Here is a 20759-nt window from a genome sequence, read left to right as displayed (position 1 = left end):
TGCTCCTGTCCCAGGAGACCCCTGTTGCCCTGCACTGACCGGCGGTAACTTCCGCTCCGTACGACCAGGGATGCCAGAGACGGAGGACCCATGCAGGCGCCCACACCGATACCCGTCGAGCGGTTGCAGTTCGCGATGCCGCCGGTGCACGAGACGCCGGAGGACGAACGGCGCCACCGCAAGGAGCGGCTCGCCGGTGCCCTCAGGATCTTCGGGCGCCTCGGGTACGAGGACGGCGTCTCCGGGCACATCACCGCCCGCGATCCCGAGTACGACGACTGCTTCTGGGTGAACCCGTTCGGCATGCCCTTCCGGCACGTCACCGTCGGCGACCTCGTCCTCGCCAACGGCGACGGCCAGGTCGTCGAGGGCCGCCACCACGTCAACCAGGCCGCCTTCACCGTGCACGCCCAGGTGCACCGCGCCCGGCCCGACGCCGTCGCCGTCGCACACTGCCACTCCACCTACGGCCGCGCCCTCGCCGCCCTCGGCGAACTCCTCGAACCGATCACCCAGGAGTCCTGCGCCTTCTACCAGAGCCACGCCCTGTACGACGCCTACACCGGCGTCACCGTCGACGCCGAGGAGAGCCGCCGCGTCGCCGCCGCCCTCGGCGACCACGACGGCCACAAGGCCCTGGTCCTGCGCAACCACGGGCTGCTCACCATCGGGGGCTCCGTCGACGCCGCCGCCTGGTGGTTCATCTCCATGGAGCGCTCCTGCCGGGTCCAGCTCGCCGCACGCGCCGCCGGCCGCCCCGTCCTCATCGGCCACAAGGACGCCGTCGAGACCCGCGAACAGCTCGGCAGCGACCTCGTGGCCTGGATCAACTACCAGTCCCTGTGGCAGGACATCAGCCGCAGCGAACCCGACCTGCTGACCTGAACCGCCTCCCGCCGCCGCACGCGCGTACCACACCGGCCCCCTCGTCAACCAGCGGATCGCCGGACCACCCGCGCTGACCTGACCCGTGGAACACGCACAGGCGTCCGTGCGGCACAATTCCCAGACATCGCAAGGAAGTTCACGGACGCGCGCCCGAACGGAGATCCGGACGCGCATCCCGCGGTGACTTCGGTCAAGGGTGGGGAAGGCGGCGTACGCGGTGGCGGTGCAGGAAGCCAGGCAGGGGGCCGGGGTGCACGGGGGTGGTTGCGCGTGCGGTGGCAGCCCGCACGGGGCGCGCGAGGGGCACCGGCGCGCCGTCTCCGAATTCCTCGCCAAACGGGACGAGTTGGCAGCCGGGCAAGGGGTGCCCGCGGCCGTCGTGCACTCCGCGGGCGCGTCCCGCCAGTGGGTGTCGGACGAACTGACCCAGTCCGCGCGGGTCGTCGCCGAACGCAGCCGTGCCGAGGGCGACGCCTGGCTCGCCCGCCTGTGGCCGCGCACACTCGCCGTCGTCTGGGCCGCCGTCGTCGGCCTCCTGCTCGTCCAGTCCCTCACCGCCATCGGCACGGGCTGGACCCCGGCGCGCACGGCCGGACTGCTCGCCGCCCTCCTCGTGGGCATCGCCCTCAGCGGCGCCGCGTACCTGCACCGCGCTCGCGGCGGCGTCCTCGCTCCCGTGATCGGCGAGGACAACCGGCTCTCCACCTCCCGTGCCGTGGCCGCCTGCTGGGTGCTGTTCGTCGTCTTCGCCGTGCTCGTCCTCGCCTGCGAGCTCGCCGCTGCCTCTGGCCACGGCGCCCGCGACGAACTCGTCGACGGGCTCCGGCTCGGCCGCGCCGCGGGGCTCGTGACCGTCCTCGCCGTCGTCTGCGGCGTCGCCGTCCTCGTGCGCCGCGTCGTCGGCCTGCGCGTCCTCGGCCAGCGGCTCCAGAAGGTGCGCGCCGACCGGCCGCGCGCCGCCGACCTGCTCACCGACGACGCGGGCCGCGGCCACTTCGCCGACATCCAGTACGTCCTCGTCAGCGCCGTCGCCGTGGTCTTCGTCGCCGTCCGGCTCGCGCGCCGCCCCGAGCAGCTGCCGGACCTGCCCTGGGGCCTCGCCCTGCTGGTACTCGTGTCCGCCGCCACATACCTGGCCGGCAAATACGCCGAGGGCGGCCGACCCGTCATCCTCTCCGTCGTCCGCTCCCGCGAGGCCGGGGACCTGGACGCGCCGATCCGCACCGGCGATGACATCGAGATCCGCGGCGCCGGCTTCGTCCCACCCGGTGCCGGCAGCGCCGACCGCCTGGCCAAGATGGCCGTCCGCATCGGCACCGTCCACGTCCACGTGCCCCTGGTACCCGTCCCCGGCGGCTTCACCAACCCGACGGACTCCGTCCTGACCGTGCCCGTCCCCGTCGACGTCGAACCCGGCCGCGTCGACGTCCAAGTGATCACCGCGGCCGGCGCCGAGACCAACCGCTGCACCATTGACGTCACCGACTGACCGAACCGCACCCCTGCCCGCACCACAGTCCCCACCGCGCCAAATGGACGCATGCCCTCCCCCCTCCCTGCGCTCCCGAACTCCCTGGACCCGTCACGGCCTCGTGAAAGCCGCCGAGGAAACCGCCGCACACCACTGAGCGGCGGCACCCTCCCCTCCGTATCGTCAGTTGACCAGGCAACGGCCGAGGCACGGACAGCGGAGAGGCGGCGGACAGCGATGGCTCACGGCATGCGCACGGACAGCCACAGCAACTACGTCAGGCGGAACGACTGGCGGGAGAACGCCACCCGCTACGCCCTGCTCCCGCTGAGGATCTTCCTCGGCGTCACCTTCATCTACGCGGGCCTCGACAAGATCACCGACAGTGCCTTCATGAAGGCGAACGGCACCGGTTCCCTCGGCGAGACCATGCGCGGCGTCCGCGACCTCGCCGCCTTCCCCGAACTCGTCGACCTCGGCCTGAAGAGCCCCGTCGGCTTCGGCTACGCCATCGCCTTCGGTGAACTCGCCGTCGGCATCGGCATCCTGATCGGCCTGTTCGCCCGCATCGCCGCACTCGGCGGCGCTCTGATCTCCCTCAGCCTCTGGCTCACCATGAGCTGGCACGAAGAGCCCTACTACTACGGCAACGACCTCCCTTACCTGATGGCCTGGCTGCCCCTGATCCTCGCCGGAGCGTCCTATCTGTCCGTCGACGCCTGGCTCGCGGAGCGCCGCAACTCCAGGGGCCTCGGCCTGGGCTAGCCCGCCTCGGCCTGCGCCCGGCTGCCTCGGCCTGCGCCCGGCTGCCTCGGCCTCCGTCCGGTCGACCCGACCGCCTCGGCCTCCGGTCGACTCGGACTGCGTCGAGCTGCCTGGGTCCCCGCCAGGGCCTGGGCCCGAGTGCCGTTAGCCCGCGCCCGGACCGGCTGTCGGCGCTCTGCCCGGCCCCTCCGGGGGTATCACCGCGTCCTCCGGTCCATCCGGGGGTCTCACCGAGCCCCCTGCCTCCGAGTCAGCCGTCGAGTCGGGCGTCGAGCCAGCCGTCGAGTCGGCCCGGGTCCCGTCCTGGGAGCCCGCCCGGGGCCCGGACCGGGGACCACGGCCTCTGCGTATGAGGTGGGCCGTGGCCGCCGCCATCGCCGCGAGGAACATACCTCCCGCCACCATCGGGATGATCGCGAACCAAGGGGTGTCCCACAGGCCACCTGCGTCTCCCGCGTACACCAGGCCGGTCAGGGCCAGGGCGACACCCGCGACCAGCCTGCCGGGCTGGAACTCATGACGCAGCACGTGCCACCTCCACCTGTCCGACGCCGACTTCGAGCCGCAGCTCGATCGTGCCGCCGTCCTTCGTGCCCCGTGGCGGGGCGAGGGTCTTCGTCTCCGTCCGACCGGGGGAGACGTCCACGTCCTCGCTCCTGTCGTCAGGAAGCTGGATGTCACCGACGCCCACCTCGGCCCGCAGCCTCACCTCGGCGTCCTTCGGGACGATCACCTTCAGCTTGCCCGCACCGACCTCGACCCCCGTCTTCAGCGTCTGGCCCTTGCGCAGGTCGATCCGGCCCAGGTCCAGCGTGCCCACGCCCGTCCCCAGCTCGTACTTCGGGCGGACGTCCGCCGTGGCCGCCGGACGCCAGTCCGTGCGTATCCAGTCCGTGGTGATGCTCTTCGGCAGGGCCGCGGAGCAGGCGACCAGGGCGGCGACGATCAGTGCGAGCACGATCGAGCCCGCCCCCGTACGCCCGAGGAAGGAACTGATCATCAGGCCGACGCCGAGTACGGCGAGCCCACAGGCCAAGCCCATCTGCAGACTCGTGCCGAGCGGCTGGTCCTCCCAGGTCAGGGCCGTGCCGAGCGCGATCGCGAGCACCATCGCGAGGAACACCCAGCCGCCGATCCAGCGGGGGCCGCGCGGCCTGCGCGGTCCCGGTGGGCCGGTGGGCACCGGCCCCGGGGTCCACCGGCCCACGGGGGCGTGTGGCGCGTCCGGCTGATACTCCACCGCGACCGGCGCCGGACCCCAGAAGTAGTTCGGCACCCCTTCGTGCGAGCCGCCCTTGGTGAGGGGGTCGCGCCACCAGGACGGGGCGCCCGCCACCGGTGGGGCCAACGTCTCCGGCGGCGCGTCCGCCACGGCTTGGGCGGCCACCGGGTCCGGGTCGGGGGTGCCGCGCTGCTGCGACCAATAGCCCGCGCCTGCGAGCAGGAGGGCGAGGACGGCGGCGAAGGTCAGGGCGCTGCTGTTGTTCAGCAAAGTCAGGAAGACGCCGCAGCCCACTAGGGAGAACAGCACGGCCGTCAGCGCGTGGCCGTCCACGCGGCCGGTCAGCAGGCGGCGCGCCTCGTTCTCCTCCTCTTCCTCGTACGGGATGAACAGCCACGCGAAGCCGTAGAACACCAAGCCCAGGCCGCTGGTGACCGCGAGGACCGCGAGGCCGATGCGGAAGATCACCGGGTCCATGTCGCAGTGCCGACCGAGGCCCGCGCACACGCCGCCCAGCTTGCGGTGCCGGCGGTCGCGGCGGAACTTGCGCTCGCGCACGGCCTCCGGCCCGCCCGGCTCCTCGGCCGGGGCGGAGAGATGGTCGCGCGGCGGGGCCTGCGGGCCCGGCGCGGGCTGCTGATCTGTCATGACTCCATGGTGACCGCCGACGGCGCCCCGCGGCAGGCGGGACGACCCTGGCCGAACCCTGAAATCACCCCTGACCGTCCCGGAGCGCCTGCCCCGATCAGGCCCGGACCAGGCCGCCGACCAAGACCCCGGTGCGGCCTCGGTCCGGCTGCGATCCGGATCCGAGACCAAGCCCGGGCCAGGCCGCCGACCAAGGCCCCGGCGCGGCCTCAAACCGGATCCGCTCCGGCTCCGATCCGGGGCCGATCCGGCTCCGATCCGGCCCACGGCGCCCGCGAGGCAGACGCGGAGATCAGGGGAGTCTCGGGGCTCGACCCTGATGCCCCCGCCTGCGCCCACGTGTGAATATCGGAGCATGCCGGAAGCCGCAGCTGTACCCATCGAAGACGAGCGGCCGCTGCGGAAGCTCTATCGCAGCGGCGAGGGCCGCCTGCTCGGCGGGGTCACACGTGGCCTCGCCGGGCACCTGGGCCTGCCCGTCATCTGGGTGCGGATCATCTTCATCGGCCTGTTCCTCGCCAACGGCCTCGGCGCCCTGCTGTACGCCGCGTTCTGGTTCTTCGTCCCGCTGGGCGTGGGCGGCGTCGGCTCGGCGGCCCAGCGGCAGAACGTGGTGACGACGGAGACGGCGCCGGACGGCCGCCGCAGGCTCGTCGCACGCAAGCCGGACAAGGGCCAGATAGTCGCGCTCCTCGCGATGGTCGTCGTCGCCGTGGTCTTCGTCGGCAGCGTGGACCTGGGCGGCCCGACGCAGGCGTATCTGTGGCCCACCTTGTTCGTCGCCGCGGGCGTCGCGCTCGTCTGGCGGCAGGCGGACAACGCACGGCGCGCCCGCTGGATGGAGGTCGGCCGAAGACGCCGCACGCTGAACATCGCGCGCACCGCCGCCGGTGTGCTCCTCGTCGGTGTCGGCGTCTCCGGCATCTTCGTCCTGCGCGGCTCCGCCTCCGACCTCGGGGCCGCACTCCAGGCCGCGCTCGCCGTCCTCGTCGGTATCGCGCTGCTCGCGGGCCCCTATCTCGTCCGCATGACCCAGGACCTCTCCGAGGAGCGGCTGATGCGTATCCGAGCGCAGGAGCGCGCGGAAGTCGCCGCGCACGTGCACGACTCGGTGCTGCACACCCTCACGCTGATCCAGCGCAACGCGGACAGCGCCGGGGAGGTGCGCCGCCTCGCCCGTGCCCAGGAGCGCGACCTGCGCGCCTGGCTGTACAAGCCGGAGGGCACCGGCAAGGACGAGGCGGAGGAGCCCGACACCCTCGCCGAGGCGGTCCGGCACAACGCCGCGGAGGTGGAGGACAAGCACGGCGTTCCCATCGAGGTGGTCGTCGTCGGGGACTGCCCGCTCGACGACAGACTGACGGCGCAGATGCAGGCCGCGCGGGAAGCGATGGTGAACGCCGCCAAGTACGGTGGCGAGGGCGGCGCGGTGCAGGTCTTCGCCGAGGTCGAGGGGGAGACGGTCTTCGTGTCCGTGCGCGACCGCGGGCCGGGGTTCGATCTGGATTCCGTGCCCGACGACCGCATGGGCGTACGAGAATCGATCATCGGCCGTATGCAGCGCAACGGCGGTACGGCGCGGTTGCGCGCGGTGCCGGGCGGCGGCACGGAAGTCGAGCTGGAGATGGAGAGGACGGCGGCGACATGAGCGACGCGACCGAAGCGGGTGGGTCCGCCGGAGCGGGCGGGACCGCGGAGCCGACGGGGACGGCGGGCGCGGTGGACCCGGCTGCCGGAGCCGGTGCGGTTGCCGGGGCGAGTGGTGCTGCCGGGGTGAGCGGTGCTGCCGGGGCCAGCGGGGCCGTCGAGGGCGGGCCGGGGCGGCTGGTGAAGGTGGTGCTGGTCGACGACCACCGGATGTTCCGCACGGGAGTGCAGGCGGAGATCGGCCAGACGGCACGCACCGGTGTCGAGGTGATCGGGGAGGCCGCCGACGTGGACCAGGCGGTCACGGTCATCACGGCGACGCGCCCCGAGGTGGTGCTGCTCGACGTGCATCTCCCGGGCGGCGGCGGGGTCGAGGTGCTCCGCAGGTGCGCGCCGTTGATGGCGGACGCGGAGAGCCCGGTGCGGTTCCTCGCGCTGTCGGTGTCGGACGCGGCCGAGGACGTCATCGGAGTCATCCGGGGCGGCGCCCGCGGCTATGTCACCAAGACGATCACCGGCACCGACCTGGTGGACTCGATCTTCCGGGTCCAGGAGGGCGACGCCGTGTTCTCGCCGCGGCTCGCCGGTTTCGTCCTGGACGCCTTCGCCTCCACGGACGCGGCGCCGGTGGACGAGGACCTGGACCGCCTCACACAGCGCGAGCGCGAGGTGCTCCGCCTCATCGCGCGCGGGTACGCGTACAAGGAGATCGCCAAGCAGCTCTACATCTCCGTCAAGACGGTCGAGTCGCATGTGTCGGCGGTCCTGCGGAAGCTCCAGCTGTCGAACCGGCACGAGCTGACGAGGTGGGCGACGGCACGGCGCCTGGTCTGACCGCAGCGCCACGTCCTTGGCGTGACGGCAGCGCCCCGTCCCCGGCGTAACGGCAGAGTACGTCCCTGGCGTGACGGCAGAGCTACGTCCCCGTTGTGGTCCCCGGTGCGACGGACAGTTCGAACCAGACCGTCTTGCCGATGCCCTCCGGGCGAGGTTCCGCGCCCCAGTCGTCCGACAGGGCTGCCACCAGGGTCAGGCCTCGGCCCGTCTCGTCCTCCGGGGAGGCTTGCCTCGGCGTGGGCAGCGCCGCGTTCGCGTCCGTCACCGCGATGTGCAGGCGGCCCGCCTTCAGTACGCAGCGCGTCCAGATCTCCCTGCCCGGGGGGACCGTCGCGTGACGGTACGCGTTCGTCATCAGCTCGCTCAGGAGGAGGGTTGCCGTTTCCGTGGTGTCGGGTGCCAGTTCCCATGACGTCGCCTGTTCCCGCAGGAGCGTTCTGGCCCTGCTCATGCTCCTCGCGTGGCGTGGCAGGCGCCATTCGATGTCCCGGGGGAGCGGGTCGGGGCGGGGCGTGACCCCTCGTGACGGCGTCGGCATGCGCGGCTCGTTCCTTGCGTGTGAGCTTTCGTCGTTTGCACAGTTCACAGTGGCCGCTCGCGCGTAGCCTCGGGGGTATCGGCGCGGGTACAGAGGGTAGTTGTACCTGGCGGGAACCCAGGTGAGGTGGGCTCTGTGAGCGAGACGAACTGCCAGCCGCCGGCCGCGTGGCGGTACTGCGGCAGCCAGATCAAGCTGTGGCGCGCGGAGGCGAGCGTCTCGCGGGCGGCGCTTGCCGATGAGGCCGGGTACGACTGTGAGTACGTCAAGTCGATGGAGAATGGGCGGCGGCGGCCGACGTTGCGGTTGTTGCAGGTGGCGGACCAGATGTGTGGTGCACGCGGGAAGCTGACCTCTGCGCAGGAGTACCTGAAGCCCGAGAAGTTCCTCTCGTACTCCGAGGACTTCATGCGGTACGAGGCGGAGGCCATCGTTCTGAGCTCCTACCAGTCCCTGCTGATTCCAGGTCTGTTGCAGACCCCGGGCACAGTGCGGGCCTACCTCAACGCGCATTATCCGCCGCTGGATGACGAGACCTTGGAGGAGCGCCTCGCGGGCCGCCTTGAGCGGCAGTTGTTGCTGGAGCAGCGAACCAGGGCGTTCAGCTTCGTGATCGGTGAGACTGTGCTGAGGAACCAGGTCGGCACAGTAAAGGAGTGGCGGGAGCAACTGTCCCGCCTCTTGGAGGTAGGAAGCGCCCGCAACGTCACCATTCAAGTGTTGCCGCTTTGCGGGGCTGGGCCGGAACTCGACGGGCCATTTGTGCTGCTGGAGACCGCCGAACATGAAGTGCTCGTCTTCGAGGAGGGGCAGGCGACAGGCAGGTTGTATGCAGACACGGATAAGGTCAGCTCCGTAGCCCAGCGCCATGCCATGATCCTCCGCAAGGCGCTGAACCCCGAGGGTTCGGCCCGTCTCATCGGTAAGTTGACGGAGGAGCTATGACCGCCCAGCTGATGTGGTTGAAGTCCAGTTACAGCAGCACGGGCGGCGGCGAGTGCATCGAAGTCGCCGCCTGCACCCACTCCATACGCGTCCGGGACTCGAAGCTCGGGTCCCGGAGCCCCCAGCTTCGGCTCCCCGCCGACGCCTGGGCCCGCTTCGTCGCGTACGCGCGGAGCTGAGCCCCGGGCTTCGGAGTTCGAGGGTCGGGAGTCGAGCGCCTTCTGTAGGGATTGGGGGTTGGTACCTGCCAACCACCCTCCCTCCCCAACTGCCGCTCACCGCACCGCGCGTGACGTTTCGTGACCGGCTTGCCACGCGGGGTCGCCAACCTCTAGGTTCGCGGCAACAAGCAAACGACCCCGACCGGGTGCTACCAACACCCGCCGGGGTCTCACCCCAAGATCGGAACGAGATCTCGTGGCTTACGAAAACTCTAACGTCGCCCTGCCCGCCTCCGCACACCCCATGGCCAAGCCTGGGTACGGCAAGCGCTCCGCGCGCGGGCAAGCGCCGATCCCGGCCCGCGACTTCGCGCACCTCCGCCCCCGCGAGGCCTACCTCGCCGCCTTCGTCGACCGGCTTCCCGAAGGCGCCGCCATAGACGCCAAGACCCTCGCCAAAGTGCAGCCCCTCTACGGCCAGCAAGCCGTCCGTACCGCCCTCAACGAGCTGTCCCGCACCGGGCACCTGCGGCGCGTACGGCGACTCCTCACCGGCGTGGGCGACGCCACCACCGGTACGCGCTGGGTGTTCCGCACCTACTGGTCCCGTACCGCACAGGACGACGAGTGGTGGAACCAGTACCTCGACGGTGACGCGGACGGTCGCGACGGCGCGCGCGACGACGTGCGCGACGGCGCACCGGACGTACGAGAGGCGCGCGCGACGGGCCCCACGCCGCCCCCGCCACCCGCGTACGGCACGTCACCCACGTACGGCACGTCACCCGCGTACGACACCCTCGCCCTCCTCGGCCACCGCACCCCGGAGCTGACCCTCTCCGCCGCCGACTGCGCCGCCCTGGAGGGCCTGGCCGCCGCGTGGCTCGACAGGGGCGTCACCACCGATCACCTCACGCGCGCCCTCACCACGGGACTCCCCGGCCAAGTCCACGCCCCCCGCGCCTTCCTCCAGCGGCGGCTCCTCGACAAGATGCCGCCGACGCTTCCACCGCCGGTGCCGGAGCCGGAGCCGCGCACGCGTCGCGCGATCATGGAATGCACGGACTGCGGGGTACCGGGCCGCCCGGAGGCCCTGCCCGGCGGGCTCTGTCGCGCTTGCCGCAACCCGGTCGGCGAACAGCCGGGCTCACGCGACCCGCGCGGCCCCCGCGAACGGCATCTCGTCGATCGGGGCGAGACGTACGGGCGCGCTCGGGTTCGGGGCGTGGATCATTTTGCCGTCGCCGACGTACAGGCCGACGTGGCTGATGCCCGAGTAGAAGAACACCAGGTCACCGGGGCGTAGCTCGGTGCGCGAGACGCGTCGGCCCGTGTCGATCTGGGCGTAGGTCGTGCGGGGCAGGGAGACGCCCGCGGCGCGGTAGGCGGCCTGGGTGAGGCCGGAGCAGTCGAAGGCGTTGGGGCCGGTGGCGCCCCAGACGTAGGGGCTGCCGAGGGCGTTGTAGGCGTAGGAGACGGCCGCTGCGGCACGGGAGCCGGGCGCCTTGGTGCCGCCGGGGGCACCGTCGGGCGCGGTGCCGCGGGCAGCCGCGCGTGACGCCCTGGCGGCTTCCGCGGCCGCTCCCGTCGAGCCGTCCCGCCCGCTGCCGGTCACGCGGGCGCGCTCCTTCTCGGTCAGGCGGGCGAGCAGCCGCTTGGCCTCGCCCAGCTTCCCGGTCACGGTCTTCTTGTGCTTCCTCAGGTCCGCTTGGCGGGACTTGAGGTCCGTGAGGGTGTCGTCGGCCTCGGTGCGGAGCTGGTCGAGGGCCCGCATCTGCTGCCGTACGCCGGTGATCTGGGCGGCTTGGCGGTGCCCGGCGCGGTCCGCGCGGGAGGCCCGGTCGAGGTAGGTGTCGGGGTCGGAGGAGAGCACGAGCTGCATGGACGGGTCGATGGCGCCCGTGCGGTACTGCGCGGTGGCGAGGGAGCCGAGTCCCTGGCGCGCGGTGTTGAGCCGGTCCGTCTTGCGGGCGGCTTCGTCGCGGAGGTCATCCAGAGCCGTTTCGGCGCGGTCGGCCTTCTCCTTGGCGCCGTTGTACTTCTCGGTGGCGACCTCCGCCTCGCGGTAGAGCTGGTCGACCTTGGCCTTCACCTCGCCGGGAGTGGGGCGGGGGTCCGCGTGTCCGGTGCCTTCGAAGGCGGTCGCGGTGGCGGCCGACGCGAGGGCGAGGGTGGCGGCCGTACGGGCCGTATTGCCGCTGAGCGAGCGCTGCTTGGGCTTACGGTGCGCTGCCACGGAGGCTCCACGTCCTTCCTTGCGGGGCGGGGCCGTCGTGGGCCCGGCCCGTCCTTGGTGGCCGGGGTCCGGTACTGGTCCGGCGGCGTCCGGTACCGGTCCGGCGACGTCCGCACAGGGGAGACGGGACGCCGCCGGACTTTCTCGGCGGAGGCGGCCGGCTGCCGTCCCTGGTCCGGACGGCGGTGGGGAGCCGGTCACCTGGCAGAGGACGTTAAACTCGCTGTCACCTCATCGTGACCCGTTGTGCGCTAACGGCAGATGTGGCGCACGGGCTGAACGGATACGAGCGGCCTGCCCCGGTTTCCCGGACGGGTTACGTGATGAGCGTGACCGATGCGGCGCTTGTGGTCCGCTGGTCGCTGGGGCCGTGGTACCTGAGCCGTGACACCGGACTGAGGCCGCCTCGTGAGCGAGCTGCCCCGCGCGTCCCGTCCCGCGGGGCGAGAATTAGGCTCCGCCTCATGGACGTACTCATCCATCTCTTCGTCGGCCTGCACATCATCGGCATCGCTTCGCTCCTGGGCGGCTTCCTGACCCAGATGAAGGCGATGGGCGAAGGCACGGCCCGGTTCAGCCCCGCGATGCTGCACGGCGCATTGACCATGTTGATCACAGGCGTCGCTCTGGTCGGGCTCAATCAAGCTGACGACAACACGGTCAACAACGTCAAGATCGGCATCAAGCTTGCAGTGTTGATCGTGATTCTCGGTCTTGTGTACGTGAAGCGGGACGAGGAGAAGGTGGACAAGACGATGTTCGCCACCGTCGGTGCGTTGACGGTGGCGAACATCTTCATCGCTGTCCTGTGGACGTAGCCGTCCTGTGGATAGCCGTCCTGTGGGTGTAGCCGTCCTGCGGACGCGGGGGGACTTCTATGCCGGGCGCACCACACTGTGGATCGGCATGTAGTAGATCGACTCGATCCGGACGTTCGCACCGGGCTTGGGGGCGTGGATCATCTTGCCGTTGCCGATGTAGATGCCGACGTGGCTGATGTCGTCGTAGAAGAAGACCAGGTCACCGCGTTTGGCGTTCGACGTCGAGACGGTCGTGCCCGACTTCACCTGGTCCCAGGTGGTGCGCGGCAGGGAGATGCCCGCCGTCTTCCAGGCGGCCTGTGTGAGGCCGGAGCAGTCGTAGGAGTCGGGGCCCGTGGCGCCCCACACGTAGGGCTTGCCCATCTGCTGCTCCGCGAAGGCGATCACCTTCTCGGCCTTCGTCGCGTAGCTGCCGTCGGTGCTCCCCGAGCCCGAACCGGAACCGGTCCCCGAGCCCGACCCCGTACCCGAGCCGGTGTCCGCGCCGGGACCCGAGCCCGCACCGGACCCGGACCCCTGGTCCTGGTCACGGTCCTGGTCCTGTCCCTGCTCCCGTTCCCGCTCGCGCCGCTCCGCGGCCTCCTCCGCCTTCCGCTCCCGCTCCGCCTCCGCCTGCTTGCGCGCGAGCTCGGCGGCCTTGCGCTTGGCGGCCTCCTTCTTCCGCTTCTCGATCGCGGCGAGGCGCGCCTTCTCCTCGGCGGTCAGCTTCGACAGGAGTGAGCGTGCCTCGGTGAGCTTGGTCTGGACGGTCCGCTTGCTCGCCTGTAGGTCGTCGCGGGAGTCCTGAAGCGTCCGCAGGCTCTTGGCGGCCTTCGCGCGCTGCTTGGTCGCGGAGACCTGCTGCGTCTGGTAGTCGTCGACCGCCTTCTTCTGGCGGTTGGTGAGCCGGTCCGCGAGGTGGTTCTGGTCGAAGAAGCCCTTCGGGTCGTCGGCGAGCAGCATCGTGGCGGTCTCGGAGACGGCTCCGGTCCGGTACTGCGCGGCGGCGAAGGAGCCGAGCTCCCGGCGGGCCTCGTTCAGGCGGTCCGTGCGCTTGGCCACGTCGTCCAGGAGACGGTCGACCTTCTTGCGCTGCTTGTCGGTGCTCTCCTTGGCGGAGTTGTACTTCTGCGTGGCCACACCGGCCTGGTGGTAGAGGTCGTCGACCTTCTTCTGCACCTCTTCGAGGCTCGGCTTGCCGGGCGCGGCGGGGGCGGACGGCGCGGCGTGCGCGCTCTGCGAGAGCAGGGCCACCGACGTCAGGGCGGCCGTGGTGATGCCGAGTGCGGGGGTCGTGCGGATGCGGGCCGGTCGGCTGCGCGGCTTGCGGTGCGACGCCAAGACTGGCGACTCCTTCCGTGGACCGCCTACCGGGTTAGCTGTCGGGTTCGGGCGGATGATCCGGAAGGCTGCCCTACGGTTCCGTACCGGGTGTGTACGGGACCGATTCACCCCAAGAGATCGTGGTGGGTCCCCGGCTCCGAACGTGTCGGACTCGGCGGAGGCCGCGCGTACCCGGCGGGGATCGCCGGTGGGGGGACGTGCGGCCCGCGCAGCACGCTAGCCAACCTGTGTGGTGAGAGGGAAGGTTGGTGCGCGATATGCCCGATACATTTTCGTGACTTGACGAGGCGTGCCCGCAGCTTCACCAGGAGTGTCCGCGACACCGTGAGGCGGGCCCGAGGCTTCGCGCGGCGGGCCCAAGGCTTCGCGCGGCGTGCCCGCGACGTCGCGCGGCGTGTGCGAGGCTTCGCGCGGCGTGCGCGGCGGATGGCCGGAACCGGGCGGCCTCGTGGAACCCGGGGCGGGTTGTCAGTGGGGCCGCCTAGACTCGGGTGGCGATGAGCAGCCTCTTTGACGACAGCTTCCTGGCGGACCTCAAGCCCTCGCAGGGCCACGAGGAGGAACCCCCGCCGCCGCCCGAGGACAGCGCTCCGGAACCCGTTCCGGACGACCTGTTCGACGGGAAGTTCGACGCGCCCGTCCCCCGGGACGCGTACTACAGGGGCGGCGCCCACCGTCCGGCGATCGACCCGGCGGCGCTGCTCGACGGCCTGAACGAGAACCAGCGCGCGGCCGTCGTGCACGCCGGGGCGCCCCTGCTCATCGTCGCCGGCGCCGGTTCCGGCAAGACGCGCGTGCTCACGCACCGCATCGCGTACCTCCTCGCGGAGCGCGGCGCCCACCCCGGCCAGATCCTCGCGATCACGTTCACGAACAAGGCCGCGGGCGAGATGAAGGAGCGCGTCGAGCAGCTCGTCGGCCCCCGCGCGGGCGCCATGTGGGTGTCGACGTTCCACAGCGCGTGCGTGCGCATCCTCCGCCGCGAGTACAAGAAGCTGGGCTTCACGTCCTCGTTCTCGATCTACGACGCCGCGGACTCCAAGCGCCTCATGGCCCTGGTCTGCCGGGACCTGGACCTGGACCCGAAGAAGTTCCCGCCGAAGTCCTTCAGCGCCAAGATCTCGAACCTGAAGAACGAGCTGATCGACGAGGAGGACTTCGCCGCCCAGGCCGCCGACGGCTTCGAGAAGACCCTCTCCCAGGCGTACGCGATGTACCAGTCGCGGCTGCGCGAGGCCAACGCCCTCGACTTCGACGACCTGATCATGACGACGGTGAACCTCCTGCGCGCCTTCCCGGACGTCGCCGAGCACTACCGCCGCCGCTTCCGGCACGTGATGGTCGACGAGTACCAGGACACCAACCACGCGCAGTACGCCCTCGTACGCGAGCTGGTCGGCCCCTCCGGAGAGGGCGAGGAGCCGGGGGAGCTGTGCGTCGTCGGTGACGCCGACCAGTCCATCTACGCCTTCCGCGGCGCCACGATCCGCAACATCCTCCAGTTCGAGGAGGACTACCCGGACGCGACCACGATCCTCCTCGAGCAGAACTACCGCTCCACCCAGACGATCCTGACCGCGGCCAACGCGGTCATCGAGCGCAACGAGAGCCGCCGCCCCAAGAACCTGTGGACCAACGCGGGCGCGGGCGCACGCATCACCGGATACGTCGCCGACACCGAGCACGACGAGGCCCAGTTCGTCGCCGACGAGATCGACCGCCTGACCGACGCCGGTGACGCCAAGGCCGGTGACGTGGCGATCTTCTACCGTACGAACGCCCAGTCACGTGTCTTCGAAGAGATCTTCATCCGCGTCGGCCTGCCCTACAAGGTCGTCGGCGGCGTCCGCTTCTACGAGCGCAAAGAAGTCCGCGACGTCCTCGCCTATCTGCGGGTCCTCGCCAACCCCGAGGACTCGGTGCCGCTGCGCCGCATCCTGAACGTGCCCAAGCGCGGCATCGGTGACCGCGCCGAAGCGATGATCGACGCCCTCGCGCAGCGCGAGAAGATCTCCTTCCCGCAGGCGCTGCGCCGCGTCGACGAGGCGTACGGCATGGCGGCCCGCTCGGCGAACGCCGTGAAGCGCTTCAACACGCTCATGGAGGAGCTGCGCACGATCGTCGAGTCCGGTGCGGGCCCGGCCGTCGTCCTGGAGGCCGTCCTTGAGCGGACCGGGTATCTCGCGGAACTCCAGTCCTCCACCGACCCGCAGGACGAGACACGCATCGAGAACCTCCAGGAGCTTGCCGCCGTGGCCCTGGAGTTCGAGCAGGACCGCGGCACGGCCGCCGGTGCCGCCGCCCCCGGCACCGCTCCGGCCACCGACACCGCTCCGGCCACCGACACCGCACCGGACACCGCTCCCGCGGAGGAGGCGGACGAGGAGGCGGCGCCGGCCCCCGCGGGCACGCTCTCGGACTTCCTGGAGCAGGTCGCGCTCGTCGCGGACTCCGACCAGATCCCCGACGAGGAGGACGACGGCTCCGGCGTCATCACGCTCATGACGCTGCACACCGCCAAGGGCCTGGAGTTCCCCGTCGTGTTCCTGACCGGCATGGAGGACGGCGTGTTCCCGCACATGCGCGCCCTCGGGCAGGTCAAGGAGCTGGAGGAGGAGCGGCGCCTGGCCTACGTGGGGATCACGCGCGCGCGGGAGCGGCTGTATCTGACCCGGTCCTCCATGCGCAGCGCCTGGGGCCAGCCGTCGTACAACCCGCCCTCACGCTTCCTGGAGGAGATCCCGGAAGCCCATCTGGACTGGAAGCGGACCGGTTCCGTCGGCGCCCCCGCCTCGTCGGGGCCCGCGGGCGGAGTGGCCGCCGCGCTGTCGTCGTCGCGCTCGCGCTCGGGCGGCGCACAGGGCTTCGCCACCCGCAGGGCGACGGAGAAGCCGGTGGTCGCGCTGGCGGTCGGCGACCGTGTGACGCACGACCAGTTCGGCCTCGGCACGGTGGTCGGTGTGAAGGGCACGGGAGCGAACGCGGAGGCCACGGTGGACTTCGGCGAGGAGAAGCCGAAGCGGCTGCTGCTGCGGTACGCGCCGGTGGAAAAGCTGTAGCACTCGCCCTGGGCCACGGGGGACACTTGACGGGTGCAACTCCAGCGACGGGGGCTGGAGTTGCACTTCGTGGAGCCGCACTTCGTGGAGTCGCGCTCGAGCAGTCGGCTGCCTACGTCGGGTCGAGCCCGTGGCTGCGCAGCCACGGCAGGGGGTCGATGGCGGAGCCACCGCCGGGCCGGACCTCGAAGTGCAGGTGCGGGCCGGTGGAGTTGCCGGAGTTGCCGGAGAAGGCGATGGTGTCACCGGCCTTCACGGGACCGCTCGCGATCTTGTGCGTGGAGAGGTGGCAGTACCAGGTCTCCGTGCCGTCCTTGGCGGTGACGATCGCCATGTTGCCGTACGCGCTGTTGTACTTCGTGGAGACCGTACCGTCGGTCGCGGCCCGGACCTCCGTGCCGTAGGACACGGGGAAGTCGATGCCGGAGTGCGCCGACATCCAGTTGATGCCCGCCTGCCCGTAGTAGGCGCTCAGGCCGTGCTGGGCGACCGGCAGTGCGAACTTCGGCCGCAGCCGTTCCTTGCGCGCGGCGTCCGCGGCGGCCTTCTTCTGCGCGGCCACCTTCTGGGCCTTGAGGTCGATGCGCTCCTGCGTGCGGCTCGCACGGTCGGCGAAGTCACCCGCGTCCGCGGAGAGGTTGGCGAGCTGGGTGTCCAGCTTGTTGTTGGCGGTGGACGGCTGCACAGTTGCCGGGTCCGGGGCCGATGCCCGCGCGTCCCTGTCGTCGTCGCCCCCGCCGAGGTCACCGACGGACGCGGCGGCCACTCCGGCGACACCCATCACACAGGCCGACGGCACGGCCACGGTGAACAGCGCGGAGCGCTTCGCGGGGGAGCGGCGCGAACGGCCGCGGCCCCGGGAAGCGGTGGACCGTGCGGAGCGGGAACGTTCCTGGCGACTCGTCGGCGCGTGCTCCGCGAGGTCGGCGGCGTCGTCCGCGCCCGGGGTGATCCCGCCGAGCTGGTCGGCGGGCCCCTCGTCGGGCGTGAAGGAGTGCGCCGCCGCCACGGTTTCGTACGCGCCGGTGTCGGCGTCGTCGTACGCGGTGGTTCCGGTGATGTCGGCCGTGTCGTACGCGCCGGTGTCGTGGGCGTCGCCGTCGTGGGCGTCGTCGTCGTAGGAGTCGCCGTCGTAGGAGTCGCTCGCGTACGCCGCCCCGCCGGATCCGTACCCGTCGGAGTCCGCAGGTGCCTCGGCCTCGTACGGATCCTGTGTGGCGTATCCGTTCTGCAGGTCGTAAGCGGAGTCGGCGGCCTCGTATGTCTCGTGGCCGCCGGAGTTCCACGCGGTGGCGTCGTAGGCGCCGCTGTCGAAGACCTGGGTGGCCCACTGGCCGGTGGCGGGGCCGTCGTTCCAGGCGGTGGCGTCCCAGGTGGCACCGGAAGGGGTGCCCGGCTGGGACGGGATGTCCGCGAGCGGCTGGAACCCGGTGTCCCACACGGCCGTGGTGTCGTGGCTGCCGGTGTCGAAACCGGGCTGGGCGGCATACGCGTCGTACGTGAGGGTCTGCTGCTGCCCCGTCGTGGCCCACTGGCCCGTGTCGTGGTCGCCCGGCAGGTCGCCGAAGAGCGGATCGCCGGGGAAACCCGAGGTGGGCACGGAGAAACCGGAACCGGAAGTGTCGAAACCGCCCGTTGCGTCATAGCCGCCGGGGGCGTTGAAACCGGTGGCGGAGAAGGTACCGGTGGCATAGCCGTCGTACCCGGTGTAGCCGGCCTGCTGGTCGTAGGACCCATAGGGCGTGTAGTCGGCGTCGGGTGCCGGAGCCGGAGTGGGGGGCCCCGGCGGGTGACGGTCGTTCACCAACTTCTCTTTCGCCTCGACAGCATGGGCTGGCAGAGCAGTGCCGCGACTGTACCCGGCGGTACGCAGGCACGACAATCTTCGCCGGGTTTCCCGCTCGCAGGAAACGGGCATTCGGCCGTCTTTCGGCGGTCCCCGGGCACAGCCTTGGCTTTGTGTTCGAGATCCGTTCGACTGGGAGAAGCGGAATCCGGAGTCGGGTGGGGGTGTGCCGGGCCGTACGAGGGTGATCGTCGGCCCGCGGAGACGCGTCCCTCGGACGGACCGTGCTCGGGCGACCGGCGGTCCGCGGTCAGGCGGCCGGCGGTCCGCGGTCAGGCGACTGTCAGGCCGCCGGCGGGCGCCGGGGTGTCGGCTGCCGGTGCCGCGAGGTCCAGGGCCTGGCGGATGGCGCTCGCCACCGCGGGGTGCACCGGCAGGGCGAGATGGCCGATGCCCGAGACGCGTACGTTCTGCGCCATCAGGTCGGGGTGGTCGACGCAGGCCGTCTCCACCGGGTCCATCAGCTGGTCCAGTTCGCTCCAGAAGCTCACGAACTGCGTACGGCAGCCCGGCGCGGGCTCGCACAGCTCCCGCACCACGTCCGAACCCGGGCGCATCTGCCGCACGATCGGATGCGCGTCCGCGAGCGGCACGACGCGGGTGCCGCTGTGCGGCGTGCCGAGTGTGACGAGGGTGCGTAGGCGGGCGTCGCCGCCGAGCCGCTGCGCGTAGTAGCGGGCGATGAGGCCGCCGAGGCTGTGGCCGACGATGTCGACACGGGAGTGGCCCGTGCGTTCGCATATCTCTTCCACATGGCGGCCGAGCAACTCGGCAGCCCTGCGGATGTCGCAGGTCAGCGGCGAGTAGTTGAGGGACTCCAGATGCTGCCTGCCGTGCTGGGCGAGATTGCGGCGCAGCAGCACGAACACGGAACGGTTGTCGATGAAGCCGTGCAGGAGCAGGACCGGTGGTTTGTCCTGCGCGGGCAGCCGCGGGGCGTCCGGTGGCGGTGGTGGGGGGACTGCGCGGCGTTCCTGGGCGATGCCCGAGGGGTACAGCAGGAGGTGTCCGGCGAGGATCGCGAGTTCGAGTGCGGTCGCCTTCAGCAGTGCCAGTGGCAGGCCCGCCAGGCTGGCGGGGAGCAGGGTGCTGCAGCGACGAAAGGGCTGGACCCTCGTTTCCGTCATGTCGACCTCCCGGTCGGCACGCGGAAGACACCTCTGTCCCCCGTGTGCCTCTCATGGGAAACCGGAAGTGAGGCGTGTCCTTCCCGTGGTGCGGCGCTCCGCCCGACGGCGCGCTTGTGGGCGACGCGCCGCCACCGTGTCGTGCGGCTCACGACGTGGTGGTGCGGCGACCTCGCGGCGGCTCCCCTTGCGCAACCCCCGACCGCGGCCCGGCGGTGGGGTGCGGGATACGGCCCGGGTGCCCTGGGCTGATCCGGCCCCTGTGCCGGGTGATCACGGGAGCGGCGCGCAGCGAACGTGTCCCACCGTGTGATTTCCCCCTCCCTCTCCACCACGAAACTGCGGGCTGCGCGATCCTGGAGATAACGTTCGTTCACCTACCCGGCCGGTGCGGCGCGGGGTGTCCGGGCCGGCGTCGCCGGTCGGCCGGGCACGTGGGATTCCGCAGTCGGCTTTCTGTACATGGAGGCAGTGATGGGTGTGGCAGCCGGTCCGATCCGCGTGGTGGTCGCCAAGCCGGGGCTCGACGGCCACGATCGCGGGGCCAAGGTGATCGCGCGGGCGCTGCGTGACGCCGGCATGGAGGTCATCTACACCGGCCTGCACCAGACTCCGGAGCAGGTCGTCGACACCGCGATCCAGGAGGACGCCGACGCGATCGGCCTGTCCATCCTGTCCGGCGCGCACAACACCCTCTTCGCCCGGGTCATCGAACTCCTCAAGGAGCGCGACGCGGAGGACATCAAGGTCTTCGGCGGCGGGATCATTCCCGAGGAGGACATTCCGCTCCTGAAGGAGAAGGGGGTCGCTGAGCTCTTCACGCCGGGGGCGACGACGACGGAGATCGTGGAGTGGGTACGGGAGAACGTGCGGGAGTCGACCGAGGCCTAGTTCTCGCGGGGCGCGGGTTGCGGGGTTCTGCGGCGCCGGTGGGCGCCGCTCGCCCTGCGTGCCGCCCGCCTGGCGTGCCGCTTACCCGTCCTGCGTGCCGGTGGGCCAGCCGGTTCCGCTCGTCCTGCGTGCCGTTCGGTCGGTCGGCCGGTTCCGCTTGCTCGTCCTGCGTGCGGCTCGTTCGTCCTGCGTGCCGGTGGGCTGGCCGGTTCCGCTCGCCCGGCGTGCCGCTCGGTTGGTCGGCCGGTTCCGCTTGCTCGTCCTGCGTGCCGGTGGGCTGGCCGGTTCCGCTCGCCCGGCGTGCCGCTCGGTTGGTCGGCCGGTTCCGCTTGCC

Annotated in this window: 16 protein-coding genes and 1 riboswitch; of the genes, 10 read left to right on the top strand and 6 right to left on the bottom strand. The window is 71.3% G+C overall.

The window, feature by feature from the left end; translation table 11 throughout:
* The first annotated feature begins 90 nt into the window (after positions 1-90).
* The 3 genes from GPA10_RS02435 to GPA10_RS02425 all read left to right on the top strand — a co-directional run bounded on the left by GPA10_RS02435 (position 91) and on the right by GPA10_RS02425 (position 3124).
* A complete protein-coding gene (locus GPA10_RS02435) occupies positions 91-885 on the top strand; it encodes a class II aldolase/adducin family protein (RefSeq protein WP_157163986.1) in 795 nt (264 codons plus the stop codon).
* A gap of 220 nt (positions 886-1105) precedes the next feature.
* Positions 1106-2377 carry a hypothetical protein gene (locus GPA10_RS02430; protein ID WP_343040213.1) on the top strand — a complete coding sequence of 424 codons (1272 nt, stop codon included), beginning with the start codon at positions 1106-1108 and terminating at the stop codon, positions 2375-2377.
* 219 nt (positions 2378-2596) lie between these two features.
* Positions 2597-3124, top strand: a complete 528-nt coding sequence (locus tag GPA10_RS02425) for a DoxX family protein (protein WP_157163985.1) — start codon at positions 2597-2599, stop codon at positions 3122-3124.
* Positions 3125-3638: 514 nt separating this feature from the next.
* On the opposite strand, the gene GPA10_RS02420 is transcribed toward GPA10_RS02425, so the two are convergent.
* A complete protein-coding gene (locus tag GPA10_RS02420) occupies positions 3639-4994 on the bottom strand; it encodes a PspC domain-containing protein (RefSeq protein WP_157163984.1) in 1356 nt (451 codons plus the stop codon).
* Positions 4995-5349: 355 nt separating this feature from the next.
* On the opposite strand from GPA10_RS02420, the gene GPA10_RS02415 reads away from it, so the two are divergent.
* Together GPA10_RS02415 and GPA10_RS02410 are read left to right on the top strand one after the other, a co-directional pair.
* Entirely contained in the window at positions 5350-6642 is a 1293-nt protein-coding gene (locus tag GPA10_RS02415; RefSeq protein WP_157163983.1) for an ATP-binding protein, read from the top strand.
* Positions 6639-7475, top strand: coding sequence for a LuxR C-terminal-related transcriptional regulator (locus GPA10_RS02410; RefSeq protein WP_157163982.1), 837 nt, complete (start codon positions 6639-6641; stop codon positions 7473-7475). The genes GPA10_RS02415 and GPA10_RS02410 overlap by 4 nt, the downstream gene beginning before the upstream one ends.
* A gap of 82 nt (positions 7476-7557) precedes the next feature.
* Here the strand turns inward: GPA10_RS02410 and GPA10_RS02405 are convergent, their stop codons facing one another.
* The gene (locus GPA10_RS02405) at positions 7558-7929 is read right to left on the bottom strand and encodes an ATP-binding protein (RefSeq protein WP_246258622.1); all 372 of its coding nucleotides are present in this window, start codon (positions 7927-7929) and stop codon (positions 7558-7560) included.
* 222 nt (positions 7930-8151) lie between these two features.
* Here GPA10_RS02405 and GPA10_RS02400 point away from each other — a divergent pair, with 222 nt between their 5' ends.
* A complete protein-coding gene (locus tag GPA10_RS02400) occupies positions 8152-8961 on the top strand; it encodes a helix-turn-helix domain-containing protein (protein ID WP_343040212.1) in 810 nt (269 codons plus the stop codon).
* Positions 8958-9140 carry a DUF397 domain-containing protein gene (locus tag GPA10_RS02395; protein WP_157163980.1) on the top strand — a complete coding sequence of 61 codons (183 nt, stop codon included), beginning with the start codon at positions 8958-8960 and terminating at the stop codon, positions 9138-9140. Before GPA10_RS02400 ends, GPA10_RS02395 begins: the two co-directional genes overlap by 4 nt.
* A gap of 1129 nt (positions 9141-10269) precedes the next feature.
* Here GPA10_RS02395 and GPA10_RS02385 read toward each other — a convergent pair.
* On the bottom strand, positions 10270-11358 hold the full coding sequence (locus GPA10_RS02385) for a C40 family peptidase (RefSeq protein ID WP_343040211.1): 1089 nt from the start codon (positions 11356-11358) through the stop codon (positions 10270-10272).
* Between the two features lie 464 nt (positions 11359-11822).
* Here GPA10_RS02385 and GPA10_RS02380 point away from each other — a divergent pair, with 464 nt between their 5' ends.
* Complete coding sequence (locus GPA10_RS02380; protein WP_157163979.1) at positions 11823-12176, top strand: hypothetical protein; 354 nt, start codon at positions 11823-11825, stop codon at positions 12174-12176.
* Positions 12177-12233: 57 nt separating this feature from the next.
* On the opposite strand, the gene GPA10_RS02375 is transcribed toward GPA10_RS02380, so the two are convergent.
* Positions 12234-13499 carry a C40 family peptidase gene (locus GPA10_RS02375; protein WP_157163978.1) on the bottom strand — a complete coding sequence of 422 codons (1266 nt, stop codon included), beginning with the start codon at positions 13497-13499 and terminating at the stop codon, positions 12234-12236.
* Between the two features lie 8 nt (positions 13500-13507).
* Positions 13508-13669, bottom strand: a riboswitch (cyclic di-AMP (ydaO/yuaA leader).
* 330 nt (positions 13670-13999) lie between these two features.
* Here GPA10_RS02375 and GPA10_RS02370 point away from each other — a divergent pair.
* A complete protein-coding gene (locus GPA10_RS02370; RefSeq protein WP_157163977.1) occupies positions 14000-16561 on the top strand; it encodes an ATP-dependent DNA helicase in 2562 nt (853 codons plus the stop codon).
* A gap of 112 nt (positions 16562-16673) precedes the next feature.
* On the opposite strand, the gene GPA10_RS02365 is transcribed toward GPA10_RS02370, so the two are convergent.
* Together GPA10_RS02365 and GPA10_RS02360 are read right to left on the bottom strand one after the other, a co-directional pair.
* A complete protein-coding gene (locus GPA10_RS02365) occupies positions 16674-18365 on the bottom strand; it encodes a M23 family metallopeptidase (RefSeq protein ID WP_343040210.1) in 1692 nt (563 codons plus the stop codon).
* 314 nt (positions 18366-18679) lie between these two features.
* On the bottom strand, positions 18680-19534 hold the full coding sequence (locus tag GPA10_RS02360) for an esterase/lipase family protein (RefSeq protein ID WP_157163975.1): 855 nt from the start codon (positions 19532-19534) through the stop codon (positions 18680-18682).
* A gap of 474 nt (positions 19535-20008) precedes the next feature.
* On the opposite strand from GPA10_RS02360, the gene icmB reads away from it, so the two are divergent.
* Positions 20009-20425, top strand: coding sequence for a coenzyme B12-dependent isobutyryl CoA mutase small subunit (gene icmB, locus GPA10_RS02355; protein WP_058848182.1), 417 nt, complete (start codon positions 20009-20011; stop codon positions 20423-20425).
* Positions 20426-20759 lie beyond the last annotated feature (334 nt).

Origin of the sequence: Streptomyces typhae (genome assembly GCF_009755605.1) — a bacterium.
GTDB lineage: Bacteria > Actinomycetota > Actinomycetes > Streptomycetales > Streptomycetaceae > Streptomyces > Streptomyces typhae.
The sequence above is the reverse complement of the archived record's forward strand: the minus strand, read 5'-3'. Positions and strand labels throughout refer to the sequence as shown.